Source organism: Streptomyces kronopolitis, assembly GCF_050953795.1.
GTDB lineage: Bacteria > Actinomycetota > Actinomycetes > Streptomycetales > Streptomycetaceae > Streptomyces > Streptomyces kronopolitis_A.
The window spans coordinates 3,281,720-3,308,213 of sequence record NZ_CP191850.1 but is presented as its reverse complement, the minus strand read 5'-3'; the positions used below and the strand labels follow the sequence as shown (position 1 = coordinate 3,308,213).

The 26,494-nt window shown below is 73.7% G+C and carries 25 protein-coding genes; 8 read left to right on the top strand and 17 right to left on the bottom strand.

The window, feature by feature from the left end:
• Positions 1–362 precede the first annotated feature (362 nt).
• Positions 363–1,193: a Bax inhibitor-1/YccA family protein gene (locus ACQP17_RS14320; protein ID WP_433856627.1), complete on the top strand. Its 831-nt coding sequence runs from the start codon at positions 363–365 to the stop codon at positions 1,191–1,193.
• Between the two features lie 107 nt (positions 1,194–1,300).
• Here ACQP17_RS14320 and ACQP17_RS14315 read toward each other — a convergent pair whose 3' ends face one another.
• Entirely contained in the window at positions 1,301–1,528 is a 228-nt protein-coding gene (locus ACQP17_RS14315) for a DUF4287 domain-containing protein (RefSeq protein ID WP_006605171.1), read from the bottom strand.
• Positions 1,529–1,626: 98 nt separating this feature from the next.
• Here ACQP17_RS14315 and ACQP17_RS14310 point away from each other — a divergent pair, with 98 nt between their 5' ends.
• Positions 1,627–1,986 (top strand): hypothetical protein, encoded by a 360-nt coding sequence (locus tag ACQP17_RS14310; RefSeq protein ID WP_433856626.1) that lies wholly within the window; start codon positions 1,627–1,629, stop codon positions 1,984–1,986.
• A 19-nt stretch (positions 1,987–2,005) separates the two neighbouring features.
• Here the strand turns inward: ACQP17_RS14310 and ACQP17_RS14305 are convergent, their stop codons facing one another.
• The 3 genes from ACQP17_RS14305 to ACQP17_RS14295 form a co-directional block, all read right to left on the bottom strand.
• Positions 2,006–2,953 (bottom strand): hypothetical protein, encoded by a 948-nt coding sequence (locus tag ACQP17_RS14305; protein WP_433856625.1) that lies wholly within the window; start codon positions 2,951–2,953, stop codon positions 2,006–2,008.
• Positions 2,954–3,886: 933 nt separating this feature from the next.
• Entirely contained in the window at positions 3,887–5,107 is a 1,221-nt protein-coding gene (locus ACQP17_RS14300; RefSeq protein WP_433856624.1) for an acetyl-CoA C-acetyltransferase, read from the bottom strand.
• Positions 5,108–5,344: 237 nt separating this feature from the next.
• Complete coding sequence (locus ACQP17_RS14295) at positions 5,345–6,358, bottom strand: SGNH/GDSL hydrolase family protein (RefSeq protein ID WP_433856623.1); 1,014 nt, start codon at positions 6,356–6,358, stop codon at positions 5,345–5,347.
• Between the two features lie 196 nt (positions 6,359–6,554).
• Here ACQP17_RS14295 and ACQP17_RS14290 point away from each other — a divergent pair, with 196 nt between their 5' ends.
• Complete coding sequence (locus ACQP17_RS14290; protein WP_433856622.1) at positions 6,555–7,943, top strand: cystathionine beta-synthase; 1,389 nt, start codon at positions 6,555–6,557, stop codon at positions 7,941–7,943.
• Positions 7,944–8,282: 339 nt separating this feature from the next.
• Here ACQP17_RS14290 and ACQP17_RS14285 read toward each other — a convergent pair whose 3' ends face one another.
• The 4 genes from ACQP17_RS14285 to ACQP17_RS14270 form a co-directional block, all read right to left on the bottom strand.
• Positions 8,283–8,693 (bottom strand): hypothetical protein, encoded by a 411-nt coding sequence (locus ACQP17_RS14285; protein ID WP_433856621.1) that lies wholly within the window; start codon positions 8,691–8,693, stop codon positions 8,283–8,285.
• 40 nt (positions 8,694–8,733) lie between these two features.
• The gene (locus ACQP17_RS14280) at positions 8,734–10,149 is read right to left on the bottom strand and encodes a purine-cytosine permease family protein (protein ID WP_433856620.1); all 1,416 of its coding nucleotides are present in this window, start codon (positions 10,147–10,149) and stop codon (positions 8,734–8,736) included.
• Between the two features lie 146 nt (positions 10,150–10,295).
• A complete protein-coding gene (locus ACQP17_RS14275) occupies positions 10,296–10,853 on the bottom strand; it encodes a cysteine dioxygenase (RefSeq protein ID WP_433856619.1) in 558 nt (185 codons plus the stop codon).
• Positions 10,850–11,764: an amidohydrolase gene (locus tag ACQP17_RS14270; protein WP_433856618.1), complete on the bottom strand. Its 915-nt coding sequence runs from the start codon at positions 11,762–11,764 to the stop codon at positions 10,850–10,852. The genes ACQP17_RS14275 and ACQP17_RS14270 overlap by 4 nt, the downstream gene beginning before the upstream one ends.
• A 216-nt stretch (positions 11,765–11,980) precedes the next feature.
• On the opposite strand from ACQP17_RS14270, the gene ACQP17_RS14265 reads away from it, so the two are divergent.
• Together ACQP17_RS14265 and ACQP17_RS14260 are read left to right on the top strand one after the other, a co-directional pair.
• Positions 11,981–13,024: a LacI family DNA-binding transcriptional regulator gene (locus ACQP17_RS14265; RefSeq protein ID WP_364878202.1), complete on the top strand. Its 1,044-nt coding sequence runs from the start codon at positions 11,981–11,983 to the stop codon at positions 13,022–13,024.
• A 142-nt stretch (positions 13,025–13,166) separates the two neighbouring features.
• Positions 13,167–14,189, top strand: coding sequence for a sigma-70 family RNA polymerase sigma factor (locus ACQP17_RS14260; RefSeq protein WP_433856617.1), 1,023 nt, complete (start codon positions 13,167–13,169; stop codon positions 14,187–14,189).
• Positions 14,190–14,228: 39 nt separating this feature from the next.
• Here the strand turns inward: ACQP17_RS14260 and ACQP17_RS14255 are convergent, their stop codons facing one another.
• From ACQP17_RS14255 to ACQP17_RS14240, 4 genes are read right to left on the bottom strand one after another with little or no spacing between them, the layout of a single operon-like run.
• On the bottom strand, positions 14,229–15,155 hold the full coding sequence (locus ACQP17_RS14255) for an ABC transporter substrate-binding protein (protein WP_433856616.1): 927 nt from the start codon (positions 15,153–15,155) through the stop codon (positions 14,229–14,231).
• Positions 15,156–15,198: 43 nt separating this feature from the next.
• Positions 15,199–15,870 carry an ABC transporter permease gene (locus ACQP17_RS14250; RefSeq protein ID WP_433856615.1) on the bottom strand — a complete coding sequence of 224 codons (672 nt, stop codon included), beginning with the start codon at positions 15,868–15,870 and terminating at the stop codon, positions 15,199–15,201.
• Positions 15,871–15,877: 7 nt separating this feature from the next.
• Positions 15,878–16,552 carry an ABC transporter permease gene (locus ACQP17_RS14245; protein ID WP_433856614.1) on the bottom strand — a complete coding sequence of 225 codons (675 nt, stop codon included), beginning with the start codon at positions 16,550–16,552 and terminating at the stop codon, positions 15,878–15,880.
• Positions 16,549–17,724, bottom strand: a complete 1,176-nt coding sequence (locus tag ACQP17_RS14240) for an ABC transporter ATP-binding protein (RefSeq protein WP_433856613.1) — start codon at positions 17,722–17,724, stop codon at positions 16,549–16,551. The genes ACQP17_RS14245 and ACQP17_RS14240 overlap by 4 nt, the downstream gene beginning before the upstream one ends.
• Positions 17,725–17,909: 185 nt before the next feature.
• Between ACQP17_RS14240 and ACQP17_RS14235 the strand changes: the two genes are divergently transcribed.
• The 3 genes from ACQP17_RS14235 (at position 17,910) to ACQP17_RS14225 (ending at position 21,298) form a co-directional block, all read left to right on the top strand.
• Complete coding sequence (locus tag ACQP17_RS14235; RefSeq protein WP_433856612.1) at positions 17,910–19,403, top strand: aromatic amino acid ammonia-lyase; 1,494 nt, start codon at positions 17,910–17,912, stop codon at positions 19,401–19,403.
• Positions 19,404–19,569: 166 nt separating this feature from the next.
• On the top strand, positions 19,570–20,535 hold the full coding sequence (locus tag ACQP17_RS14230) for a MurR/RpiR family transcriptional regulator (protein ID WP_433856611.1): 966 nt from the start codon (positions 19,570–19,572) through the stop codon (positions 20,533–20,535).
• Positions 20,536–20,665: 130 nt separating this feature from the next.
• Positions 20,666–21,298 (top strand): hypothetical protein, encoded by a 633-nt coding sequence (locus ACQP17_RS14225; RefSeq protein ID WP_433856610.1) that lies wholly within the window; start codon positions 20,666–20,668, stop codon positions 21,296–21,298.
• A gap of 91 nt (positions 21,299–21,389) precedes the next feature.
• On the opposite strand, the gene ACQP17_RS14220 is transcribed toward ACQP17_RS14225, so the two are convergent.
• The 5 genes from ACQP17_RS14220 to ACQP17_RS14200 form a co-directional block, all read right to left on the bottom strand.
• The gene (locus ACQP17_RS14220; protein ID WP_433856609.1) at positions 21,390–22,721 is read right to left on the bottom strand and encodes a diaminopimelate decarboxylase; all 1,332 of its coding nucleotides are present in this window, start codon (positions 22,719–22,721) and stop codon (positions 21,390–21,392) included.
• Positions 22,722–23,476: 755 nt separating this feature from the next.
• Entirely contained in the window at positions 23,477–24,466 is a 990-nt protein-coding gene (locus ACQP17_RS14215) for an ABC transporter permease (RefSeq protein WP_433856608.1), read from the bottom strand.
• Complete coding sequence (locus tag ACQP17_RS14210) at positions 24,463–25,437, bottom strand: ABC transporter ATP-binding protein (RefSeq protein ID WP_433856607.1); 975 nt, start codon at positions 25,435–25,437, stop codon at positions 24,463–24,465. Before ACQP17_RS14210 ends, ACQP17_RS14215 begins: the two co-directional genes overlap by 4 nt.
• The gene (locus ACQP17_RS14205) at positions 25,434–25,820 is read right to left on the bottom strand and encodes a transcriptional regulator (protein ID WP_433856606.1); all 387 of its coding nucleotides are present in this window, start codon (positions 25,818–25,820) and stop codon (positions 25,434–25,436) included. Before ACQP17_RS14205 ends, ACQP17_RS14210 begins: the two co-directional genes overlap by 4 nt.
• Positions 25,817–26,323, bottom strand: a complete 507-nt coding sequence (locus tag ACQP17_RS14200) for a hypothetical protein (RefSeq protein ID WP_433856605.1) — start codon at positions 26,321–26,323, stop codon at positions 25,817–25,819. Before ACQP17_RS14200 ends, ACQP17_RS14205 begins: the two co-directional genes overlap by 4 nt.
• Between the last annotated feature and the right edge of the window lie 171 nt (positions 26,324–26,494).

The window sequence follows — 26,494 nt, the reverse complement described above, 5'->3', positions numbered from 1 at the left end:
CCGTTGCGATCAGAGATTTATCGGATTCCGTGGCGAAGCGCAGCCCGGGTAACCCCGAAGGAAGGAGAGGGAAATAGCCGTTCGAGCACGAGGACATCACGCGGCGGCCACGCGCGGGACAAGGCCCGGCGACGGCGGAGTGAATAACCGGAATGCCGGAAAGGGCGCGGGGGGCCCGGACCGGCCGCGCGGCCGGGGCCCGTGCCCGGATCCGGGCACGTTCGGGCCGCGCCATACGTCCTCCTCATGGCGGATGCCGTCCGGGTATCAGGGAAAGATCCTGCTCAAGAACGAGCGACGCGCCTTTGCCAAGCCATTACGCTTGCCGTCAAGGCCGCGCAGGGCGGCCATGGAGGAGTGAGATGAGGAGCAGCAACCCGGTCTTCTCGCGACGGGGGTTCAGCCGCGACACCGGCTACGCGGGCTTCAACGCGCCGCCGCAGGCCGGGGGCCCCGCCGCACCGCCGTACGCCGGCACGAACCCGTACGCCCAGGGCCAGCAGTACGTCACCCAGGCACCGCCGCAGCACCGCCCGATGACGATGGACGACGTCGTCGCGCGGACCGCGATGACGCTCGGCACGGTCATCGCAGGCGCCACCGTCGGCTGGCTCTTCCTGACGCAGAGCCTCGGCTTCGCGATCGGCGCCGGCCTCGTCGCGATGGTGCTGGCCCTCGTCCAGTCCTTCAAGCGCAAGCCCTCGCCCGCGCTGATCCTGGCGTACGCGGCGCTGGAGGGACTCTTCCTCGGCGCGCTCAGCGGCTTCATCAACGACCTGCCGAAGATGAACGGCGCCCCCATGCAGGCGGTGCTGGGCACCATGGCGGTGTTCGTCGCCATGCTGGTCGCCTACAAGACGCGGATCGTGCGGGTCACCGCGCGCTTCACCCGCTTCGTGATGATCGCCGCGATGGGCTTCGTCCTGCTCTCGCTGGTCAACGTGCTGTTCATGGTGTTCGGCGGCGGTGACGGCCTCGGCTTCCGCAGCGGCGGCCTGGGCATCGTCTTCGGCATCGTGGGCGTGGTCCTCGGCGCGCTGTTCCTGGCGCTGGACTTCAAGCAGGTCGAGGACGGCGTCACCTACGGCGCCCCCCGCGAGGAGTCCTGGCTGGCCGCCTTCGGTCTGACGCTGACGCTGGTGTGGATCTACATGGAGATGCTCCGGCTGATCTCCATCCTCCGGGGCGACTGACCCTCCGGCACACGACGAAGGGCCCGCAGGCTGTTGCCTGCGGGCCCTTGGCGTGAAGGCATGTCGCGTGTTCTGCGCCTGCGGGGCCACGGCCCCGTCATCGGCGGTCAGAACTTCCGCGCAGCGCGCCTGAGATCGTGTTCATGGACGATTGCCTTGGCGTGTCCGTAGGCGAGGTTGTGCTCACCGCGGAGCCAGCTGACCTTTTCGTCGAAGCGGAAGAGAGCGGGGCCTTCGTCAACGGTGCGGAGCCAGTCGGAGATTTCCCGGCCGGTGCAGTGCGGGATACGGGAGAGCATGTTCCGGTGGGTCTCTTCGGAGAAGAGCTGAGACATCGGCGCCTCCGGACGCGGTCGATGCTGGTACTTCAGCACACCGTGCCTGAGCGTTCGGCCGTTGGCAACCACCCGGGAGTGGCGCATAGGCTCACGGCGTGCTTGACGTGACCCCCTTGCAGTCCGCCGTGGACGCCCTCGCCGACCGCCTCCGCGCGCTGCCGCAGAGCGCGCTCCGCCAGGGCGCGGCGGCCGAAGCGCTCGCCCTCGCGCGGCGGTTGGCGACCCGTGCGCAGCGGATCGAGCAGCCGGGACGGCCCCCGTACGAGATGCCGGACGCCGGGATGTTCGCGGTCGGCGACCAGCTGGCGGTGGCCGGGCACGATCTCGTCGAGGCGCTGCGGGCCGCGGCGGCCCGGGTGTCCGACGAACCGGCGGATTCTGACGCAAAAGAGGCCCCCGCCGAGGTGCTGGCGGAGGCCGTGCAGTGGGTACGGGCGGCGGCGGACCGCTGCTAGCGGGAGCCGCCGCGCCGGATCAGAGCGAGGCGATGACGCGGTCGGCGAGGATGTAGACGCTCTCCTCGCGCGTCTCGCCCCAGGAGAAGGTCAGCGCGTACGCGCCGGAGATGCCGGAGCCACCGAGCAGCACGGGGGAGTGCCCCGCCCGGAGTGCGCCGGCCACGCGCTCCGCGCTCTCGCGCTGTCCGGGGGTCAGGCAGAGCGTGGTGCCGTCGGCGAAGACGTAGACGTCCAGGGTGCCGAGCGGGCCGGGGCGCACATCCGCGAGCGGGACGGCCTCCTGCGCCAGCTCCTCCAGGCGCGCGACCGTGCGCTCGTGATCACTGATCACGGGGGACGGGGAGAAGTCCGGGTGCGAGGGGTGGCGCCGGCGGGCGGCGGCCAGTTCGGCGGACTCGGTCTCCTCGACGGGCTCCAGCTCCGGGGCGTCCAGCGCCTCCAGCGCCTCCACGGACTCCAGGGCGTCCGGGCCGAGCAGCGGCTCCAGGCCGGCCCAGTCCGCCTGGCGCGGCAGGAACGGGTGGGTGTCGAAGCGGTCGGACTCCGGGCGGTCGGGCAGCTCGCGCTGGTCGGCGCGGGCGTCCAGCGGGCTGTCGTCGCCGAGGCCGACGAGACCGCCGAGCAGCGACGGGGCGTCGGCGGCGTCCCTGGCCTCCTGGGCGGCCCAGAACGCGCGGGCCTCGGCCAGTTCGCGCTCCCGCTCCTCGGCCAGCGCGTCCGCGACGGCGGCACGTATGTCCGCGAGCGGCGTCTCCGCGGCCGGGGTGGCGCGGGCGGCCGGGATGGCCGCGGCGGCCGGGTGTGCCACCTCGGTGCGGGCGACGGCGTCCTGACGGGCGGCCACGAGTTCGGCGTGCAGCTCGGCGATCTGACGGCGCAGGGCACGGGCGGTGCGCAGGGCGACGGTGCCCAGCGCCACGGCGGTGGCCGCGGCCAGTAGCAGGACGAGGGTGGTGACGCTCATGCGTCCTCCCCACTTCGCTCGGCGGCCCTGTTCCCTCGGGCCGCGCATCGGTACATGGACTTGCCCCGGCCGTCGGCCGCGGTGACCCCCTTGATGCGCTTGCTCACGGGATCACTCCTGGTAGCGGCACGCTCACCGGCGTACTCCCGTTAGCAGAATGTTCTCCGACTTCCTACATCAGCCTGCCGGTGGTCGGCGACCGCTCCCGGAGAACTATGTCCCGAAATGGAGGGGGGTCGGTGCCTCATATGTGCGAGCGCCCCCGTGCTGACCTGCAAGAACGCCGTCCCGTGGGGGCGTTGGTCACAATCCTGGGGGGGATTGGGTCGCGATCTCGTTAACAAGTGGCGCAGGTCACGCCGTGTCGCCGCCTGTATGCACATGACAGCGAAGGGTGTGCGCCGGGCGGGAGTTGGTCCGTTTTGCGCATGGGGGCGGGGCGGGGGGCCTTGTTCCGGTTCCGGGGCCGTGTGGGGCGGGACGGGGACGCGGACGGGGTGGGTGCGGGTGTGGGTGCCTTTTTGTTCCGCGGGCCGCCGGGGGTGTTTTTGGGGCCGGTCCTCGTTCGGTGACGCGGATGCGGGGCGGCGTTCCGTGACGCGGAAGCCGGGAAGCCGTATGCGCCCTTGGGCGGGCCGGGGTTCGTTCCTCGGGCCCGGCCCCGTCGTCAGCTGCGGGCGGGGCCGGGGGTTCGTTCCTGGGGTTGGGCCCGTCGTCGGCCGGGCTCAGCTCAGCCGCACGCGTTCTCGGTCGCGCTGAGCTTCGCTTCCGCTGCGGGCAGGTGCCGGGTACTCGTTCCTCGCACCCGACCTCCACCCTCCGCTACAGCTCAGCTCAGCCGCACGCGCTTTTGGTCGCGCTGAGCTTCGCCTCCGCTGCGGGCAGGTGCCGGGCATTCGTTCCTCATGCCCGACCCCTACCCTCCGCTACAGCTCAGCTCAGCCGCTCGATGACCATCGCCATGCCCTGGCCGCCGCCCACGCACATCGTCTCCAGGCCGAACTGCTTGTCGTGCCACTGGAGGGAGTTGATGAGCGTGCCGGTGATGCGGGCGCCGGTCATGCCGAAGGGGTGGCCGACGGCGATGGCGCCGCCGTTGACGTTCAGGCGGTCCAGGTCGATGCCCAAGTCGCGGTAGGACGGGATGACCTGGGCGGCGAACGCCTCGTTGATCTCGACCAGGTCGATGTCGGAGACCGAGAGGCCCGCGCGCCGCAGGGCCTGCTTGCTGGCCTCGACCGGGCCGTAGCCCATGATCTCGGGGGACAGGCCGGAGACGCCGGTGGAGACGATCCGGGCCAGTGGGGTCAGGCCCAGCTCGCGCGCCTTGGTGTCGGACATGATGACCAGCGCCGCGGCACCGTCGTTCAGCGGGCAGCAGTTGCCGGCGGTCACCAGGCCGTCGGGGCGGAAGACCGGCTTGAGGCCGGCGACGCCCTCGACGGTGACGCCGGCGCGCGGGCCGTCGTCCTTGCTGACGACCGTGCCGTCCGGCAGCGTGACCGGGGTGATCTCGCGCTCCCAGAACCCGTCGTTGATCGCCTTCTCGGCGAGGTTCTGGGACCGGACGCCGAACTCGTCCATGTCCTGGCGGGTGATGCCCTTGAGGCGGGCGAGGTTCTCCGCGGTCTGGCCCATCGAGATGTAGGCGTCCGGGATCAGGCCGTCCTCGCGCGGGTCGCGCCAGCCGGCGCCCGCCTCCTCGGCGCGGGCCGCGGTGCGGGCCTCGGCGTCGGCGAAGAGCGGGTTGTGGGTGTCCGGCAGGCCGTCGGAGCTGCCCTTGACGCTGCGCGAGACGGTCTCGACACCGGCCGAGATGAAGACGTCACCCTCGCCCGCCTTGATGGCGTGCAGCGCCATCCGGGTCGTCTGGAGCGAGGAGGAGCAGTAACGGGTGATGGTGCAGCCCGGAAGGTGGTCCATCCCCATCTGGACGGCCACGATCCGGCCGAGGTTGTGGCCCTGCTCGCCGCCCGGCAGACCACAGCCGAGCATCAGGTCGTCGATGTCCTTCGGGTCCAGCTCGGGGACCTTGGCCAGGGCGGTCTGGATGATCTGCGCGGTCAGATCGTCCGGGCGCACCTCCTTGAGCGAGCCCTTGAAGGCGCGGCCGATCGGGGAGCGGGCGGCTGAGACGATCACGGCTTCGGGCATCACGGCTCCAGAGGGCGAGAGAAGGAACGGCGCGGGGCGCGCGCCTCGTGCGAAGTGGTCGGGTGACGTAATGGGCAGGACTGTGTGGGAAGTTACCTGCACGTACTGCTGAGGTCACGGGGTGCGCCCTGTGATGCGGGCCTCTTTTCTAAGCGACCGCTTATGGGAACGGGGCGGGGCCGCCGGATATTCCCGTAGGGCCCGCCCCGGTGCCGCCCCCGCCCGCCTGCCGCGGCGTCAGCCCGTGACCGAGGACGGATCCGTCGGCTCGGCCGCCGGCAGCTGGCGCCGCCTGCGGTGCTTGAGCAGCGCCCAGGGGGCGCGGGAGGCGGTGACCTCGGTACCGCCCTCGGAAGCCGCCTCGGCGGCCGCCTGCTCGACCGGCAGCAGTCCCTCGCCACGGGAGGGCTCCGGACGCTCCTCCTCCGGCCACAGGCCCAGTGCGGCGCACAGCGTCGGCAGCAAGGCCATCGCGGCGGTGGCGTAGCCCTCGGCCGACGGGTGGTAGTTGTCCGGCCCGAACAGCTCCCGCGGACGTGCCTCGAACTCCGGCCCGAGCAGATCGCCCAGCGAGACCGTCCGCCCGCCGCTCTCGACCGCGCCGATCGTCTGGGCGGCGGCCAGCTGCCGCGACAGCCGCCGGGCCACCCAGCGCAGCGGCTGGTAGACCGGCTCGATGGTGCCCAGGTCGGGGCAGGTGCCGACGATCACCTCGCAGCCGGCCGCGCGCAGGGCGCGCACCGCCTCGGAGAGGTGGCGCACGGACCGGGCGGGCGGCATCCGGTGGGTGACGTCATTGGCGCCGATCATGATGACGCAGACGTCCGGGGTGGCGGCGGTGTCCGCCAGCAGCAGCTCCACCTGGCGTGCCAGGTCGTCCGACTGCGCCCCGGGCAGCGCCACATTGCGGAAGTCGACGGGCAGCTCGGCCAGCGCGGCCAGCCCGGAGGCGAGCAGCGCGCCGGGGGTCTGGGACGTGCGGTGCACGCCCTGGCCGGCGGCGGTGGAGTCGCCGAGGAAGCCCAGCCGCAGCGGCGGGCGGTCGTTGCGGTGGCCGAAGGCGGCGCCGTAGCGGCCGTCGGCGCACGGCGGGATGTCGCTGGAGCCGCCCACCGTGCGGCGGGCCAGCCGGACCTCGGTCAGCAGCACACCGACGGTGGCGACGCCGAGCAGCCCGACCCCGCCGCCGCCGAACGCGGCCGCGGTGGCGATCCGCCGGGCCACTCTCGCCCTGGACATCGTCATCGGCATGGGCCGGGCACCTCCCCGCGCAGTGCGGGCGCGCCGCGGTCCCGGGGGCCGGACGCGCTCTGAATCGGCAAGAACTCCTACAACAGGGTGTTGCCCGTTCCCGCACGGAACGCAACGCACCCTTCCTCTAACGGACCCGGGCAATAGGCTGGCCGCACGGGCGCAGGAGAGCGTGCCCCTGACCGCGGAGACCACCGTGCAGTTTTACGATTCGATGATTGAGCTGGTCGGCAACACCCCGCTCGTGCGGCTCAACAGCGTCACTCGAGGGATCCAGGCCACCGTCCTGGCGAAGGTCGAGTACTTCAACCCCGGCGGGTCGGTGAAGGACCGGATCGCCGTGCGGATGATCGAGGCCGCCGAGCAGTCGGGTGAGTTGCAGCCCGGCGGCACCATCGTCGAGCCGACATCCGGCAACACCGGTGTGGGCCTGGCGATCGTCGCCCAGCAAAAGGGTTACAAGTGCATCTTCGTCTGCCCGGACAAGGTGTCCACGGACAAGATCAATGTGCTGCGGGCCTACGGCGCCGAGGTGGTGGTGTGCCCCACCGCCGTGGACCCCGAGCACCCGGACTCGTACTACAACGTCTCGGACCGGCTGGTGCGCGAGACGCCCGGTGCCTGGAAGCCGGACCAGTACAGCAACCCGAACAACCCGCGCTCCCACTACGAGAGCACCGGCCCCGAGCTGTGGGAGCAGACGGAGGGGCGGATCACCCACTTCGTGACGGGTGTCGGCACCGGCGGCACGATCAGCGGCACCGGCCGCTATCTGAAGGACGCCAGCGACGGCCGGGTCAAGGTCATCGGGGCCGACCCGGAGGGCTCGGTCTACAGCGGCGGCTCCGGGCGCCCGTATCTGATCGAGGGCGTCGGTGAGGACTTCTGGCCGACCGCCTACGACCGCACCGTCGCGGACGAGATCGTCGCGGTCTCCGACAAGGACGCCTTCCAGATGACCCGGCGGCTCGCCAAGGAGGAGGGCCTGCTCGTCGGCGGCTCCTGCGGGATGGCCGTGGTGGGCGCGCTGGAGGTCGCCTCGAAGCTCGGCCCGGACGACGTGGTGGTCGTGCTGCTGCCCGACAGCGGCCGCGGCTATCTCTCCAAGATCTTCAACGACGAGTGGATGGCCGACTACGGCTTCCTGGAGGAGGGCGGCCCCGCCGCGCGGGTCGGCGAGGTGCTCCAGCACAAGGAGGGCGCGCTGCCCTCGCTGGTGCACATGCACCCGGAGGAGACCGTCGGCGAGGCGATCGAGGTGCTGCGCGAGTACGGCGTCTCGCAGATGCCGATCGTCAAGCCCGGTGCCGGGCACCCCGATGTGATGGCCGCCGAGGTCGTCGGCTCGGTCGTCGAGCGGGAGCTGCTGGACGCGCTGTTCACCCAGCGGGCCTCGCTGAGCGACCCGTTGGAGAAGCACATGTGCCCGCCGCTGCCGCAGGTCGGCTCCGGCGAACCGGTCGCCGACCTGATGGCGGTGCTGGAGAACGCGGACGCGGCGATCGTCCTCGTCGAGGGCAAGCCGAAGGGCGTGGTGAGCCGGCAGGACCTGCTGGCCTACCTGGCGCGCGAGGCCGGCAAGTAGCGGTTCTTCCGGCGGCGGTCGTGCGCGGCGGCCGCCGGAAGCGGTCCGCCGCGGCGGCTGCCCCGGCGTCAACTCGCGGTGCGGAAACGGGCCGTCACCGCATCGTGCACGCGGGCGTCACGTGACCGCAGCACGGGCTTAACACGCCTTGTGCACAGTGGTGTGCACGGCGACACGGACCTCCGGAGCGGCTCCCGGACCTCGCGTCGCCACCGGACGCGACGACCGGCCCTGACCCGGCACGCGTCCCTCGCGGGGACCGCCGTCGTCCCGCCCCCGGTTCGTCCCGGGGTGCGGCGGTCCCCGCGACAGCCTTCCCGTCCGGTCTCCGCCGCGGCCTCAGTCCGCCGCGACGCCGCGGTGGTCCGCCCCCGGGCGCGGGGTGCGCGCACCCGAGCGGTGGGCGGCGTTGACGCCGACGATGCCCGCCCAGCACACGATCAGGCCCACCGGCCCGGCCTCGCCCACCGCGATCGCGGTCAGCGGAACGGCCAGCACCAGCGAGAGGGCGGCGAACCCGAAGCGCTGCCAGAAGGCCTGCGCCTCGCTCTCCGGGCGGGCCGGCCGGGCCCCGCGCGCGACCTGGACCTGCTGTTCGGCGAGGTGCCGGCGCACCCGCCGGTCGACGTTCTCCTCGACCTTCTCCAGGAAGGACTCCAGCAGCTCCGGCTCGTAGTCCGGCCCCAGCTCCCGGCGGGTCTGGAGAGTCGCGTCGAGCTCTCTGCGCAGCTCGGGGTCGTATGTCGCCATGGGCCGAGCGTACGCACGCGGGACGGGCCGCGCGGTAGGGCTAGCCCCCGGATCGGGCGGGGGAGTGCTCGGCGGGCGGCGCCGTCGCCGGTTCCGGGAGGCGCGCGGTGTCGCCCCGGGCGACCGCCCAGTAGGCGGCGGCGGGCACGCCGAGCCCGACGAGCCAGGAGACATCGGCGCCGCCCAGCGGCGCCACCAGCGGGCCGGTGAAGAAGTGCGTGGTCAGGAAGGGGAGTTGGGCCAGCACGCCGAAGGCGTAGACGGCCAGCGCCCGGAGGTTCCAGGCGCCGTAGCGGCCGCCGGGGTCGCTCAGCGCCGGGATGTCGTAGCGCTCCTTGGAGATCAGGTAATAGTCGACCAGGTTGATGGCCGACCAGGGCGTGAAGAAGGTCAGCAGGAAGAGCAGGAAGTCCTTGAAGGCCGTCAGGAACGAGTCCTTGCCCAGCAGGGCGACGGCGCTGCCGGCGACCATGATGCCCGCGATGTAGGCGGCCCGCCCGCGCGGGGAGAGGGTGCGCTGCCCCCGGAAGCCGCTGACGCCGGTGACCAGCGACATGAAACCGCCATAGGTGTTCAGCACGTTGATGGTGAGTTTGCCGAGGGCGATGACGAAGTACAGGAGGGAGGCGGTCAGTCCGGCGCCGCCCAGGCCGACGACATAGCCGACCTCGTGCCCCACGAACGCGGCCGGCGCCGCGGCCGCCGCCAGCGCGCCGAAGGTCATCGACCACTGCGCGCCGAGCACCGAGCCGGACAGCGTCCACCAGAAGGTGGCGCGCGCCGAGGTGTGCCGCGGCAGATAGCGCGAGTAGTCGGCGACGTACGGTCCGAACGCCAGCTGCCAGGAGGCCGAGAGCGAGACGGCGAGCAGGAACACCGGCAGCCCGAAGCGGTGGTCGGCCAGCAGTGTGCCGAGGTCGGCGCGGTGCAGCAGCCGGATGCCCAGGTAGACGAACGCCAGCGCGCAGACCAGGCCGGCGATCCGGCCCAGGGCGTGCACGAGGCGGTAGCCGACGGCCGCGGCGACGGCGGTGACCGCGGCGAACAACACGATCCCGGGCGTCTCGCCGAGGTGTGTCAGCGCGCCGACCGCCTGCCCGGCCAGCACACTGCCGCTCGCGAAGAAGCCGATGTACATCACGATGACCAGCGCCAGGGGGACGGCCGCGCCGCGCACCCCGAACTGCGCCCGCGAGGTGATCATCTGCGGCAGTCCCAGCCGCGGTCCCTGGGCGGAGTGCAGCGCCATCACCGCGCCGCCCAGGAGGTTGCCGAGCAGCAGCCCGATCAGGGACCAGAAGGCGTTCGCCCCGAAGACGACGGCCAGCGCGCCGGTGACCACGGCGGTGATCTGGAGGTTGGCGGTCAGCCAGAGCGTGAACTGGCTGACCGCGCGGCCGTGCCGTTCGTCGTCCGGGACGACGTCGATGGAGCGCCGTTCGACCACACCTGCCATGGATCCGCCTCGCGTCGCGCGCCTGTATGGATTCATGCAGGATCAACGGCGGTGAATGGAAGGTCAATAGGCGGGGGTGGTCGAAAGTGGGGCGGCCGGCCCCGGCGGACCGGGGCCGGCGGGGCCGGACGGGCCGTCAGGCCGCGCTAAGCCGCATGTGCCCCGTCCATCGGCCGCAGCTCGTCCGCGTACGAGACCGAGACCCGCCGCATCAGCCCGTCGTCGGTGATGTCGTACTGGCCCAGGCGCCACAGCGGCGGCGAATAGGCGTGCACGGACACCGCGTCGTCGCTCGCGCCGGTGAGGCGGTGGATGTGGTCGGGGCCGAAGCAGAACGAGGAGCCGGCGCCGACGGCGGTGGCCAGGTGCTCGCCGCCGATCCGGGGGTTGGACTCGGTCAGCACGCCCTGGACGACGCCCACCGCCCCCGAGGACAGGTCGTGGTCGTGCCAGCCGGTGTCGTTCTGGCGGGTCCAGCACAGCAGCCAGACATCGACGAACTCGTCGCGGTGCAGGGAGGCGTAGTGGCGGTCGGTGTCGGAGAAGGCGACCTGCTCGCGCCACAGGTCCGGGCGGGCGGCGAGGGTGTCGACCAGCTCCCGCAGCTCACGTTTGTCGAGGTTGCGCTCGGGCAGTGCGGTGAACGGCTGTGCGCCGTCGGGGACCTCGCGGGCGGGATCGGCCTGGGAGGTGCGGTGCGTCATCGGGCGGCTCCTTTCGTCGGGCCCAGCAGGCGGGCCGGGTTGACGGTGCGCAGCGCGTGGATCGCGGCCCGCGCACCGAGGTCGGGGAGGACAGGGGCGGCGTAGGGCCGGTCGCTGCCGCTGACGACGACATCGATCCCGGCGGCCCGGACGAGGGCGTCGACCGCGCGGGTCCCGTAGGAGGACGTCTCGTAGAAGACATCGCAGTCGACCCGCCCGCGCTCGCGTCCGCCGCCGCGGGCGACCAGCCGCTCCCCGTGCAGCGGCGCCAGACCGGCCAGCGCCGCGAAGCAGACCCGCAGGTCCGGGTGGCGCGGCCGCCCGACGGCGCGGAAGGCGAACCAGGCGGCGTGCAGCTGCTGGACGTACGGGACCAGGGCGGGCCACCAGGCGGGGGTGTCCGGGGTGCACGGGGCCGGCCCGGGGTGCACGAACAGCGGCTTGTCCAGTGCGGCGGCGGCGTCCAGCAGCGGGGCGCAGCGGGCCCAGCCCGCGGCGTCGAGCAGCGCGGTGGCCGGGAGTTGCAGTCCCACGCAGCCGCGCGCCAGCTCGCGCCGCAGCGCTTCGGGGTCCGGTGCGGGCGCCGAGAGGCAGACCGAGGCCCAGACGCCGAACGGGGCCGGCAGGTCCAGCGCGCCGTCGTGGAACGCGGCGAGCAGCGGGGCGGCCTCCGCGGGCGGCAGGTCCTCGATGCCCAGCGGGCTGGAGAGCGAGACCAGGGCCCGATCGAGGCCGTCGGCGCGGGCGAGCCGGGCGCGGGCGGCGATGTCGTGGTCGGCGGGGTCGACGGTGTACGGCGCCTCGCCGGGCAGATGGAGCGTCCAGCCGTCGAGCCGCGGGGGCGCCTCGCGGGCCCGCAGCAGCGCGAGGAACCCGGGCGGCCAGAGGTGCTGGTGGACGTCGGTGGGCACGGGCCTCCCTCGGCTGCGGGTGGTGGTCCGGGCGGCCGGGGTGCGCCCTCCGCCGCCGTGGACGCGCTGTACTTAACCGCTTAACTGATGCGTTTAAGTGAAACGGTTAACAGAGGGCGCTGTCAAGGCCGGGGCGCACCCGCCGGGCGGCGGTCGCGCCCGGCGCACCCCCGCGGCGGGACGGCCGCCGCCCCCTCCTTGGGTAGGCTTCCGGGCATGGCCAGGCCCAACAAGCGCACCACCCTCCGCGAGGTGGCCGAGGCCACCGGACTCTCCACCGCAGCCGTCTCCTACGCCCTGCGCGGCAAGCACGTCTCCAAGGAGACCGAGGAGCGGGTGCGCAAGGCCGCCGCGGAACTCGGCTACGAGGCGGACCCGATCGCCCGTGCGCTGGTCAGCGGCCGGACGAGCACGGTCGGCGTGCTCGCCGGCGATCTCCAGGACCTGTGGCAGCAGCAGCTGATGGCGGCCATAGGGCGCGAGCTGCTGGCCGGCGACCGCTATGCGCTGATCCTGGACGCCGGCGGCGACCCCGAGCGCGAGCTGGCCCTCGCCAAGCAGCTGCGCGACCAGCGGGTGGACGGCCTGCTGGTCTCCCCGGTCGACCCGTCCGCCGAGGGCTGGTCGAAGATCGCGGACGCCGTGCCGGTGGTCTCCATCGGCGACGCCCTGAGCCGGGCCCGCACGGCGGGCGAGGTGCTCTTCGACAACCGGGCCGGCATCGACGCCGTCCTGGACTACCTCCGGGGCCTGGGCCACCGCCGGATCACCGTGCTGACCCCCACCGGCCCCTCCACCCCCGACCGCCCGGCCGACCGCTATGTGCGCGAGGCCGCCGACCGGCTCGGCATCGAGGTCGAAGTCCTCCCCTGTGCCCAGGAGTTGGGCGAGGCGACCGCGATGGCCCGCCGGGTCCTGACCAACAGCCCGGACGGCCGCCCGGCCGGGACCTCCGCGCTCACCGCGCCGACCGCCGTCTTCTGCTTCTCCGACTCCATCGCCTACGGCGTCTACGCGGCCGCCGCCGAGGCCGCCCTGACCGTCGGCCGGGACCTGTCCGTCGTCGGCTTCGACGACCACCCCGTCTCCCGGGTGCTGACCCCGCCGCTGACCACCGTCGACTGGGGCCTGGGCGAGATCGCCAAGGAGGCCGCCCGGCTCGCCGTCGCCGCGATCGAGGGCCGCCGGGTCCGCCGCAAGCGCATCCTGTGCGCCCCGCGCCTCTCGGAGCGCGGGTCGGCGGCGCGGGCGCGGGGATAGGAACGGGCGGCTCGCCGGCCGGGGCCCGTCCTGCCTGCGGCTGCGGGGCCCCGCGCCGGGGAGCAGACTGGTGCCGGATGCTCCGGTACGGTCGGGGCGTGTGGGGCGGTGGCCGACCGACAGGCGGAGGGACGGGTCCGCGATGAAGCGTTCCGCGACGAATGAGATCACGGTGGAGGGCGCGGCCGGGGACGGCGGCGCACCGGACACCGCGCCCGGCGAGCTGGCCGACCGCCTGGAGGCGCACCGCACCGAGCTGACCGGCTACTGCTACCGGATGCTGGGGTCGGCGTTCGAGGCCGAGGACGCCGTGCAGGAGACGATGGTGCGGGCCTGGCGCGGCCACGACCGGTTCGAGGGACGGGCCTCGCTGCGCTCCTGGCTCTACCGCATCGCCACCCACGTCTGTCTGGACCTGCTCAAGGGCAGCCGGCGCCGGGCGCGGCCGATGGATCTCGCCTCGCCCGCGAGCGTGGACACGCCCATCGGCACGGGGCTGCCCGAGGCGACGTGGATCGGGCCGGTCCCCGACGCGCGGGTGCTGGCGGCCGCCGGGGACCCCGCGGAGCACGCCATCTCCAAGGAATCCGTCCGGCTCGCGTTCATCGCCGCGCTCCAGCGGCTGGCGCCCCGGCAGCGGGCGGTGCTCATCCTGCGGGAGGTGCTGAGCTGGTCGGCGCGCGAGGTCGCGGAGCTGCTGGACAGCTCGGTCGCCTCGGTCAACAGCGCGCTGCAGCGGGCCCGGGCCACGCTCGCCGCGTCCCCCGAGGAGCCCCCGGGGCCGCTGGACGACAGCCAGCAGGAACTGCTGCGGCGCTATGTCGACGCCTTCGAACGCTTCGACCTGGACGCCCTGACGGCCCTGCTGCACGAGGACTCCACGCTGTCCATGCCGCCGTACGCGCTGTGGCTGCGCGGCCGCGAGGACTTCCTGGCGTGGCTGCGCGGGCCGGGCGGCGGCTGCGCGGGCTCGCACCTGGTGCCCGTCGAGGCGAACGGCCGCCCGGCGTTCGGGCAGTACCGCGCGGACGGCCGGCCCTGGGCGATCCAGGCCCTGGACCTCGCGGACGGCCGGGTCACCGGGCTGCACTCGTTCCTGGACACCGAGCGGCTCTTCCCGCTGTTCGGACTCCCGCTGCGGTACGGCGGCCCGCCGCCCGCGTGAGGCGTGCGGCCGCCGGCGGGAGGGGTGCGGCCGCCGGCCTCAGACCAGCTTGTGCTTCTTCAGCCAGGCGGCCGCCACCCGGTCCGGGTCCTGCTTCTCCTTGTCGACCAGGCGGTTGAGTTCGGTGAGGTCGGGCGTGGTGAGGGCGTTGCCGAGGCGGGCGAGGGCCTTGCGGACCCGGGAGTCGGCCTTGCGGGCGGCGATCAGCGGGACGATGTGCTGGGCGGGGATCAGGTGCTTGGGGTCCGCCAGCAGCACCCACCCGTTCTCCGCGGTGTCGACATCGGTGGTGAAGACGTTGGCGATGTCGATGTCGCCCTTCTTCAGGGCGCCCTTGACCAGCGGACCGGAGGAGTCCAGCGCCTTGAACTCCTTGAACTCCACGCCGTACCGGTCCTTGAGGCCGACGAGCCCGACGACCCGCTTCTTCATCTCCGCGGCCGCGCCGAGGATCAGCTTGCCGTTGACCTTGCGGAGGTCGTCGAGCGTCTTCAGGCCGTAGTGGTCGGCGGTCCGCCGGGTCACGGCGAAGCTGTCGCGGTCCTCGGCGGAGGCGTACGGGAGGACCTCCAGGCCGTCGGGCAGCACGGTGGCCAGCGCGTTCTGCATCGCACCGGCCTCGGTCGCGGTGGCCTTCTTGTCGAGGTAGAGCAGCAGGCTGCCCTGGTACTCGGGGAGCAGGTCGATATCGCCCGAGCGCAGCGCCGGGACCACGATCTCGCGGGAGCCGAGGTTGGGCCGGACCGTGGTCTTGACCCCGGCGGCGTTCAGCACCCCCGCGTAGAGGTAGCCGAGGACCTGGTTCTCGGTGAAGTTGGCGGTGCCGATGACCAGTCCGCCGCCGCTGCTGCCGCCGTCGCCGCCGGCGCCGTCCCCCTTGAGGGAGGTGATGCCGGAGGAGCAGGCGGCCAGCAGCGGGGCCGAGGCGCCGGCCAGGAGGGTGGTCAGGACGGTACGACGGTTCATGGGCGGGCTCCTCGGTGCGTACGGGGGGCGGGGCGGCGGATGCTCAGCGGGCGGCGGCCGGGCGGCCGCGGAACAGCAGCCGCGTCAGGCCGCCCAGGGCCAGATCGGCGACGACGGCGAGCACGGCGACCAGCACCGCCCCGCCGAGGACCTGCACCAGGTCGCGCTGCGCCAGGCCGTCGAAGACATAGCGGCCCAGCCCGCCGAAGCTGACGTATGCGGCGATCGTGGCGGTGGCGACGACCTGCACGGTCGCCAGCCGCACCCCGGTCATGATCAGCGGCAGCGCGAGCGGGATCTCGACCTGCCAGAGGATCTGGCGGCCGCGCAGCCCCACGCCCCGGGCGGCGTCCTTGACCTCGGGGTCGACGGCCGCCATCCCCGCGTACGTATTGGTGATGATCACCGGCACGGCGAGCGCGACCAGGGACACGTAGACCGGCCACACGCTGAGGCCGCCGGCCAGGAAGACCAGGGTGACCAGGCCGACGGTGGGCAGCGCCCGGCCGAACGAGGCGAGGTTGACGGCGAGGAAGGCGCCGCGGCCGGTGTGCCCGATGAGCAGCCCGACCGGCAGCGCGATCACGGCCGCGGCGAGGGTGGCGAGCACCGAGTACTCCAGGTGCTCCAGGACGCGGGTGGCGATGCCCTCGGGGCCGGACCACTGGGCGGAACTGGTCAGCCAGGCGGCGAGGTTCTTCAGGAGTTCGAGCATCGGGGCGTCACGCTCGCTTCCGCAGCTTGAGTCGGCGCGGCCCGGAGGTGCCGCGCAGCCAGGGGGTGCACAGCCACTGGACGGTCACCAGCACCGCGTCGGCGACCAGGGCGAGCAGCAGGGTCAAGACCACCCCGGCGATGACCGGGGTGGGGAAGTTGCGCTGGAAGCCGTCGGTGAAGAGCTGGCCGAGGCCGCCGTATCCGATGTAACTCGCCACGCTGACCAGGGAGATGGACATGACGGTGGCGACCCGCACGCCCGCCATGATCACCGGGAGGGCGAGCGGCAGCTCGACGGTGAGCAGGGTGCGCAGCGGGGAGGTCCCCATCGCCCGGGAGGCCTCGCGGGCCCGGGCCGGGACCGCGTCCAGCCCCTCGACGGTGTTCCGCACCAGCACCACCAGGGTGTACGCGGTCAGACCGGTGATCGCGGTGGTCCGGGTCAGCCCGGTGACCGGCAGCAGGAGGACGAAGAAGGCGAGGGAGGGGATGGTGTAGAGGATGTTGGACGCGCCGAGCACGAAGCCGCGCAGCGGCCGTACGCGGTGCGCGAGGACCGCCAGCGGCAGCGCGATCAGCAGGCCGAGGAGGACGGCGGGCACGGCGGTGGCGAGGTGGTCCGCGGTGAGGCGGGCCAGCTCGCCGGTGTGGTCGGGGAACCAGCCCCACTCGATGGTCATGCGGGGCGCTCCGTGGCGGCCTCGGCCGGGCCGGGCGCGGCGTCCCCGGGGGCCCGTTCGGCGGTGGCGGGCGCCCGGCCGGCCTCCGCGTGGCTGCGGCCGGCCCGTTCGTGGATGGCGTCGCGGGAGGTGACGCCGGCGAGCACGCCGTCGGCGGTGACCCGGGCGACGGCGCCGGCGGGGGAGGAGACCGCCTCGTTGAGCGCCGAGAGCAGGGAGTCGGTGTCGCGCAGCGGCCGGACGGCCTCCAGGGGGGCCTCGCCGGCCGTGCCGCCGGAGGGCAGGGCGTCGGTGTCCAGCCAGCCCAGCGGTTCGCGGCGCGGGGAAATCACCAGGCGCCAGCGGTCCCCGTCGCGGGGTATGCCGCCGACCGGTGCGTCCGCGCGTATCTCCCCGCCGGGCGCGTGGGGGACGTCCGCGAGGTCGGTGAGCGAGAGCAGCTTGAGGCCGCGCTCGGCGCCCAGGAAGTCGGCGACGAAGTCATCGGCGGGGCGGGCGAGCAGCTCGGCGGGCTCGGCGCACTGGACGAGCCGGCCGCCGGAGCGGAATACCGCGATCCGGTCGCCCAGGCGGACCGCCTCGTCGATGTCGTGGGTGACGAAGACGACGGTCTTGCGCAGCTCCTCCTGGAGCCGCAGCAGCTCGTTCTGCAGCTGGGTGCGCACCACGGGGTCGACCGCGCCGAACGGCTCGTCCATCAGAAGGACGGGCGGGTCGGCGGCGAGCGCGCGGGCCACGCCGACGCGCTGCTGCTGGCCGCCGGAGAGCTGGTGCGGATAGCGCTTGCCGGCGTCGGCGGGCAGGCCGACCAGCTCCAGCAGTTCGCCGGCGCGGGCGCGGGCCTTGCGCCGGCCCCAGCCCAGCAGCAGCGGGACGGTCGCGATGTTGTCCAGGATCGTGCGGTGCGGGAAGAGGCCGGACTGCTGGATGACGTAGCCGATGCCGCGGCGCAGCTCGGCGGCGTCCGTCTGAAGGATGTCGCGGCCGCCGACGCTGATGGTGCCGGAGGTCGGCTCCACCATGCGGTTGACCATCCGCAGCGTGGTCGTCTTGCCGCACCCGGAGGATCCGACGAGGACGGTGACGCCGCCCTCGGGAAGGTCCAGGGACAGCTCGTCCACGGCGGTCGTGCCGTTCGGGTACCGCTTGCTGACTGCGTCGAACCTGATCATCCGCTGCCCCTTGCCCGGCCTGCATATGGTCATGCAGAGTCTTAGGCACGTGAATAGAAGTCAATAGACGGAAGCGAATCGCCTGTGACGTCGCCCGTTACGTCGCCTCACCGTACGGAACGTGGTGTCGGACTTACGTCTACAAATGGCGCTATAAGAGGGAGTTGAGCCCCTTGGTTTCTCACATGCTGGACACCGACCGACGGGCCGCCCGGCGCATCACGCTCGACGGCACCGCCCTGCGCACGGCCGACATCGCCGCCCTCGCGGAGCGCACCGCCCACCCCGCCGAGCCCGACCCCAAGGCGTACGCCCGCGCCGCGGAGTCCTGGGAAACCGCCCGCCGCCTCGCCGCCACCGGCCGCGTCTACGGGCGCAGCACCGGCGTCGGCGCCAACCGCACGGAGGACGTCGGGGCCGCCGGCGCCGCCGGTGCCGACCACGGATTGCGGCTGCTGCGCAGCCACGCCGGCGCCATCGGCGACCCGCTGCCCGCCCGGGAGGTCCGCGCCATGCTCGCCGTGCGCGCCAACCAGCTGCTGGCGGGCGGCGCCGGCCTGCACCCCGCCGTCATCACCGCGCTGCTCACCGCCCTGGACACCGGGGCCCACCCGGTCGTCCACGAACACGGCGCGGTCGGCACCGGCGATCTGGCCGCGCTCGCCCAGACCGGCCTCGCGCTGGCCGGCGAACACCCCTGGCACTGCACCCCCGGCGCCCGCGCCCCCGCCCCCGTCGCCCTCGACAACAACGACGCCCTCGCCCTGATCAGCAGCAACGCCCTCACCCTCGGCCAGTCCGCGCTCGCCCTCGACGAACTGCGGCGGCTGCTCGCCGCCTCCCTCCCCGTTGCCGCGCTCTCCCTGCTCGCGGTCGGCGGCTCCTACGAACCCTTCGCCGAGCCGGTGCTGCGCGCCCGCCCGCACCCCGGCTCCGCGGCCGCCGCCACCCGGCTGCGGGCCCTCTCCGGCATCCCGCCCCGCCCCGCGCCGCCGCTCGGCCGCATCCAGGACCCCTACGGCTTCCGCTGCCTCCCGCAGATCCACGGGCCCGCACTCGACGCCGCCGACACCCTCGACGCCGTGCTGACCGTCGAGGTCAACGCCGCCGCCGAAAACCCGCTGATCAGCATCGAGGACCAGGCCGCCTACCACCACGGCAACTTCTACGCCGCCCACACCGGCCTCGCCCTGGACACCTTCCGGCTGGCGGTGCTGCAGACCGCCCGGCTCTCCACCGCCCGGCTCGCCGCGCTCTCCGAGCCCGACTTCACCCGGCTGCGGCCGTTCCTGGGCGACACGGCGCCGGCCAGCTCCGGCGTGATGATCCTCGAATACGCGGCCGGCGCGGCGCTCGGCGAGATGCGCGCGGTCTCCCACCCGGCCTCGCTCGGCCACGCCGTCCTCTCCCGAGGCGTCGAGGAACAGGCCAGCTTCGCCTCCCTGGGCGCCCGCCAGACCCTGCGCGCCCGCACCTACTACCGCCAGATCCTCGCCTGCGAACTCGTCGCCGCCGTACGGGCCCTGCGGATGCGCTCCCTGGAGCCCGAACCGGACCTCCCCCTCGCCACCGCCTTCCGGCGCGCGTCCGCGGCCCTCGACCCGCGGATGGAGGACCGTCCGCTGACCGATGATGTGGCCGTGGCGGCGGGGCTGCTGGACGAACTGGCGGAGCTGTGAGCGACCCGGCGGGCGGCGGGCCGCCGGTGGCCCGCCGGGTGCCCTCGGGGCCGGGGCCGCGGGTACGGCCGGATCCCGACGCCTGTCCCGGACCGGAGCGGGCCGGGAATTCCGTACAGTCGGTCGACACAGGACAAGGCCCCGACCGGGCCGGGAAGCAGAGGCGATGAGCGGGGACGGGGACAACGGCGGCGTCGGCGGCGCGGCCGGCGACGGGGCGACGGACGGGGCCGCGGCGGCGGAGGGCGCCGGCGGGGCGCGGGCCACGGCGGGAGGCGCGGCGGGCGCGGCCGGTGCGGGCACCGGGACCGCCGCCCGCCTCCAGAAGCTCTTCGAGGGGCACCGGCTGACGCCCACCCAGCGCCGGATCGCCCACTGCATGGTGCGCCGGGCCGCCGACGCCCCCTTCCTCTCCAGCGTCGAACTGGCCGAACTCGCCGGCGTCAGCCAGCCGTCCGTCACCCGCTTCGCGGTCGCCCTGGGCTTCGACGGCTACCCGGCGCTGCGCCGTCATCTGCGCGAGGTGGCCCCCGCCGGGGGAGCCACCGAGGCCGGCAGCGCCAACGAGTACCAGCAGGCCGTCCAGGCGGAGATCGACAACCTCCGGCAGCTCGCCGCCGCCCTCACCGACCCCGGGCCGGTGGCCGAGGCGGGCCGGCTGTTCGCCGCCTCCCGCCCGCTGCTCGTCCTCGGGCTGCGCGCCGCCACCGCCCAGGCCGCGGGCTTCACCTACTTCGCCCGCAAGGTCCACCCCGACGTCCGGCTCCTGGACGAGGGCGGCACCCTGCTCGCCGACCGCATCGACGCCGCCGTGCGCGCCGGTGCGAGCGCGCTGCTCTGCTTCGCCCTGCCCCGCCACCCGCGCGAGGTCGTCGCGGCGCTGGAGTACGCCCGCGCCGCCGGGCTGCAGGTCGTCACCGTCGCCGACAGCGCCTTCGCCCCCGTCGCCCACCACACCGACCTGCTGCTGCCCGCCCCCGTCGGCACCGGACTGTCCTTCGACACGGCCTGCGCCCCGATGCTGCTGGGCCGGGTGCTGCTGGAGGCGATGTGCGACGCCCTCCCGGACGCCCAGGCCCGGCTGGAGGAATTCGACGCGAGGGCGGCGGAACGCGGGCTGTTCGTCGAGTGAGCGGCGGCGGGCCCCGGGAGCCGGGGACGCGCTGTCTCAGGGAATCCTCATCCCGGCCGACTACGATCCGCCGCCGTACGGCTGTGCGGACAGAACGGGGCACAGCGGTCTCGGGGCGAGGAGGTCTGTCGTGGGACGCGGGGCATACGGGCTGGTCCGGGTGGCGGTGCTGGTACGGGCGCCGGCCGGCTGGCTGTGGTGGCCGGGACTGCTGGCCGCGGGCATCGGCGCGCTGGTACCGGGGCTGACCGGCCGGACGCCCGGGCTCGCTGTGGGGGCCGTACTGGGCGTGGGCGCGGCGCTGGTGACGTGCACGGCCCGGCGCGGACGGTACGCGGCGCTGGCCCGCGCCGCCTCGCGCGCCGGGAAGGCCGTCGTCCTCCAGGACCGCGCGGTCACCCTCCGCGGCCGGCGTCGGGCCCACCGCTGGTGGCTGCTGCTCGCCTTCCTGGCGGCGGTCGGTTCGTCGTGCGCGGTGCCGGCGGCCGGCGGGCTGCTGATGGCCGGGGCCGCGCTCGGCCTGTGGGGCAAGGCGCGGTGGCTGGGCCGCTGGGAGCGGCGGCACGAGGCGCTGCTGTGGGTCCGGACCGAATCCGTCCGCCGCGGCGGCGCCGCGGGCAAGGAGGTCCGCGCGTACCTGCTGACGGGCACGGCGGCCGGCGACGCCGGACCGGGCGGGGCGCGGACGGGTGGGGCGCGGACGGGTGGGGCACGGGCCTCGGCCGGGGCGAGGGCCTCGGCCGGGGCGCGGGGCGGTCGGTGAGGGGTGGCTGTTGTCGGGGGCTCGGGGCTCGGGGCTCGGGGGCGAGGGCCGTGGGGCCTCTTCGCCTCGTGGCCTTCCGGGTTGGGGGGTGCTACCGGCCCAGGTCGTGCAGTGACTCCGCGTGGGCGCCGCCGCTCTCCGCGGTGAGGTCCTCCAGCGTCTGCGGGGTGCGGACGGTGGCGAAGCGGACGGTACCGTCCGAGTCCACCGCGTAGCCGTAAACCCCGGGGCGGGGGAGGGAGTTGTAGGCGAAGTGGGTGGAGAAGTAGTACGCGCCGGTGTCCAGCAGGGCGGCATGATCGCCGGACTCCAGGAGCGGCAGCGGACGGTTCTCGGCGACCAGATCACCCGCGAAGCAGCACGGTCCCGCGACATCCTGCGCCACCGGAGCACCCGTCTTGGGCCGGCCCTCGGCGTCATAGGCCGCGACCCGGATTGGCCAGGACTCGGGGACGAAGACCGTACGGGTGGCGACCTGGGCACCGGCGTGGGTGACCGCGATCGGCCGGCCGCCCGCCGACTTCGCGTACTCGACGCGGGCGAGGACCGTACCGTGCTTGGCCAGCAGCGAGCGGCCGAACTCGGTGACCAGCCCGTAGCGTCCGGACAACAGCCCGGGCACGGTGGCGTGGAGCTGCGCGACGTACTCGCGGTAGCTCGGGGTGACGTCGTCCGAGGAGAAGTTCACCGGCAGGCCGCCGCCGATGTCGAGGGTGTCGACCTGACGCCGGCCGGCCCGCTCGTTGATCTCCTCGGCGAGGACGTACAGGGCCCGCACGCCCGCGGTCATCAGCTCCATCGGCATGCCCTGGGAACCGACATGGGCGTGCAACCGGGTCAGCCACGGCCGGTCGAGGAAGGCGCGCACGACCCACTCGCGGGCGCCCTCGTCCCGCAGCCCGACACCGAACTTGGAGGTGTCGGTGGCGGTGCTCATCGCCCCGATGCTGCCGCCGCCGATCTGGGGGTTGACCCGCAGGCCGAGGGGGGCACCGCTCGGCGCGGAGGCCATCAGGGCGTCGATACGGGCCAGTTCCTCGGGGTTGTCCGCGTTGACGGCGATCCCGAGGGCCAGCGCCTCCCGCAGTTCGGCCCGGGTCTTGGCCGGCGAGTCCAGCACCGTCCGCGCCACGGGCACACCGGCGGCACGGGCCAGCGCCAGCTCCCCGGGGCTGGCCACCTCACACCCGAGACCCTCCTGCGCCAGCACCCGCAGCACCGGCACGAGCGAGGCGGCCTTCACCGCGAAGGCGTGCAGCACCGGGGTGCCGGGGGCGGTGAACTCTTCGAACGCGGCCCGCAACTCGGCCGCCGACCGTCGGATCCCGGCAATATCGAGCAGCCCGGCAACGGGCTCCCCGGCCCCCACCAGTCCCTCTGCGACGGCGGCCCGTACGGCCCGGTCTCGGTCCGTGAAGTTCATGGGACAACTTCATCATTGGGTGGGGGTGTCACGCCAACCGGTACGGGGAGCCGACGGACGCCTGTGCGGTGCCGCTGCGGTGCCGGCGGGGTGTCAGCGCAGGCGCGGTGCTGCCTGTGCAGGGCGGCTGCCGGTGCGGTGCGGTGCGGGTGGTGCTGTCTGGTTGGTGCGGGGTGCGGGGTGCGGGGTGCGGGGTGCGGGGTGCGGGGTGCGGCGCCGGTGCGGTGGGCTGTTCCGAGGCCGGCCCGTGGTTGTCCGGTGACCGTCCGGAGCGTGTCCGGTGTCGTCCCAGGACCTGTCCGGTGTCGTCGGTGGCGCGGGCAGAGGGGAAGGCCGTCGGCGGGGGCAGGCGCCGCCGGTAACAGTTGGCTGGCTCAGCAGCTCAGCAGCTCGCTGACCTGCACGTTCATCGCCCCCGATGGCCCGTCCGCCCGCAGACCCGCTGACGCACTCGCCCGCCGCCGGCGCTGCCCGCAGCGCGCCGCGTGTGCCGCCCGCGCTGTCCGACGCTCGTCCGGACCGCGCGAGCGACATCAAGATCACGGCCTCAAGGTCACGACCTCAAGATCACGCGGCAGCGAGATCACGGCAGCAAGATCACGCAGCCCCGGGACCACAAGGCTCCTGGAGCGCCTGGCCCCCGTGCATCCGGCCCTGAAACACGCGGCCCCTGACCCACACGCCCCGAGCCACCCGGCCCCGACACCACACCCTGCGGCGTGAGCCGGCAGACCCCGGGCCCACGCAGCCGCCCCTCACGCCCCCTGGGCGCCGCTGAGGCCCGCCTTGCGGTGGCGTTCGGAGAGGCGGGAGCCCGACTCTCGGCGGGCGGCGCGGCGAAGGAGCGGGATCGCGAGGAGGAAGCCGGCGACGGCCCAGGCGCCGAGTATCAGGGCCACCTTCGGCAGCTCCCAGGAGCCGGCCGCTTCCGCGGCGCGGGCGGCGTCCGGCAGGAGGGCCGAGCGCAGGCCCTGGGCCATCCACTTGAGCGGGAAGACCGAGGCGATCTTCTGGACCAGGGAGGGAAGCGAGCCGAGCGGGAACATCGCGCCCGAGGTGAACAGCAGCGCCATCGTGGGCAGCATGATCAGCGCGAGCGCCTCACGCGGGTTCGGCAGCACGGCGCCGATGGCCGCGCCCAGTGGTACGACGGCGAGCAGTCCCAGCGCGCTGACCCACAGCAGCGTCAGCCAGCCGTCGGGCCCGTGCGGCAGCGGCCCGTCCACCAGCAGGGCGGCGGCCCCCAGCAGCAGCGCCAGGGTGCCGAAGGCCATCACGACCACCAGCAGCGACTTGGCGATGAGGTAGGCCGGTATGCCGCCGGGGGTGGCCCGCAGCCGCAGCAGGGTGCCCTCCTCGCGCTCGGTCACCAGGATCTGCGGGAGGTTGACCAGCCCGATCTGGAACAGCAGATAGGCGGAGAAGCCCGCGAGTGTCAGATGGGCCATGGGGATGTGGGTGCCGGGCACCTTGCCGTGGAGATAGCTCGCGAGCAGCAGCGCCACGACGACGTTGATCACATGGCCGCTCATCTCCTTGGGGTTGCGCAGGAGATGGCGGAGTTCGATCCGCCCGCGCAGGAGGCCCGAACGCCAGGAACGGCGGCGGGAGCGCGGTGCGGTCTTCCCCGGCGCCCTGCCTTTCGCGCCGCCCCCCTCCGCGGTGGCCGTGGCCGTGGCGGTGGCCGTGGCAGTGCCCGTCGTCGCCGTCGCGTCCGGTGCGGGTGTCATCTCGGTCCCCCTCATGCGGCTCGTTCCTCCCCCTCCGGGGCGTCGGCCCCGATTCCGGCCCCGGTCCCGTCGTCCCGGTGGACCATGTGCAGATAGGTGTCCTCCAGCGTCGGGCGGCGGACCTCCAGATCGGCGATCGGTCCGCCCGTCTCCTGGTGCAGCTCCCAGACCAGCCGGGACGGGTCGGCGGTGCGCTCCTGACGGGCCGTGCCGTCGGCACCGGTCCAGCGGACCTCGGCCTGGGCAGCGGCCTGCCGGGCGAGTTCCGCCGGGGTGCCGCAGATCCGGATCCGGCCGTTGACCAGCATCGCTATCCGGTCGGCCAGCCGTTCGGCCTCGGCGAGATCGTGTGTGGTGAGCAGGATCGTCACGCCCTCGTCGCGGGCGAGACGCTCGACCAGGTCGTGGAAGTCGCGCCGGGCCTCGGGGTCGAAGCCGGTGGTCGGCTCGTCCAGGAAGAGGATCTCGGGGCGGCCGACGATCGCCAGGGCCACGTCCAGGCGCCGGCGCTGCCCGCCGGACAGCTGGCCGACCTGCCGCCCGGCCTGCTTGCTGAGGCCGACCAGGGCCAGCAGCTCGGACGGGTCGCGGGGGTGCGGGTAGTACGTGGCGAAGTGCGTCAGCAGCTCGGCGACCTGCCAGCGGCGGTGATCGCGCCAGTACTGGAGCACCAGGCCGACCCGGCCGCGCCAGGCGTCGTCACCGCGCGCCGGGTCCGTCCCCAGGACGCGGACCTCCCCGGCGGAACGCTGCCGGAAGCCCTCCAGGATCTCGACCGTGGTGGTCTTCCCGGCGCCGTTGGGGCCGAGCAGGGCGAAGATCTCGCCGCGGTGGATCTCCAGGTCGATGCCGTGCAGGACGGTGGCGTCGCCGTACGACATCCGCAGGTCCCGCACCTGGACGACGCCCTCGCGGGCTGCGCCGGGTCCCGGGGCCGCCGGTGTGCTCGCCGCCGTGGCCGTGATCGGGTGTTCGGTCGTGGTCATCGGCCCGCCTCCGCGCGCTGTTGCCGGTCCTGTGTCGTCGAGGTCTCCGCAGCGGCGGACTCCGTCGCCGCAGTGGTGTCCGCCGCCGGTCCCGCGCCCTCGACGATGGCCCGGAGCGCGGCCACATGTCCCTCGAAGGCGGTGCGGCCGCGGCCGGTCAGCCGGACCTTGGTGCGCCGCTTGCGGCCGGCACCCTCCTTGTGGATCTCCAGATATCCGGCCTCGCCCAGGGTGTGCAGCTGCTTGGAGAGCGCCGAGTCGCTGAGCGAGAGGCTGTCGCGGATGAAGGAGAAGTCGGCCCACTCCGTGGCGGCGAGAAGGGCCACCACCGACAGGCGGGTGGAGGGGTGGATCAGTTCGTCGAAGCCGCTCGGCGTGCTCATCGGCCCATCCCTTCCGGGACGACGCGCGCCCCGCGGCTGCGCAGCGCGCTGACCGCCCAGCGGTTCGCCGGGCCGACGAAGAGCAGGAAGGCGGCGGTCGAGACGGTGGCCTGGATCAGGCTGGCGAACGGCAGCGCCAGCCGGTCGGCCACGAAGCCGGAGGCCAGGATGGTCACGAGGGTGACCACCATGCCCGCGAAGAAGGTGGCGAGCGACCGCCAGCTGTGGCGCGAGCGGTGCAGCCGGATCCGGCTTCTGCGGTTGTGGAGCACCGCGACGGTGCTCAGCACGGCGACGTAGGCGGTCAGTACCAGCCAGAACGCCCACATGGGCAGATCCAGGCCCGTGACGGCGAGGAACACCCACATCACGGCGGCCGTGATGTACGTCGGCCCGGCGTCGCTCCGGGCGCTTCTCTCGACCTCGTCGTAGACCCGCTCCTGCGGTACCCGGATGCGCTGCAGATCCTGCCAGGCGCGTTCGGCATCCACCGGTGTGCTCATGGCCCTCGCCTCCCCAAGGCGTTCGTGCGAACCCCGTTGACTTTCCCACTGGGAAAGTTAGCACAGACTTTCCCAGTGGGAAAGTCAAAAAAACCTCCGCACGTCGGCCGGTTCCCGTGCCCCGCGGCGTGGCTCGCCCCCGGATCCTGTTGACTAACGCTATTCACCGAC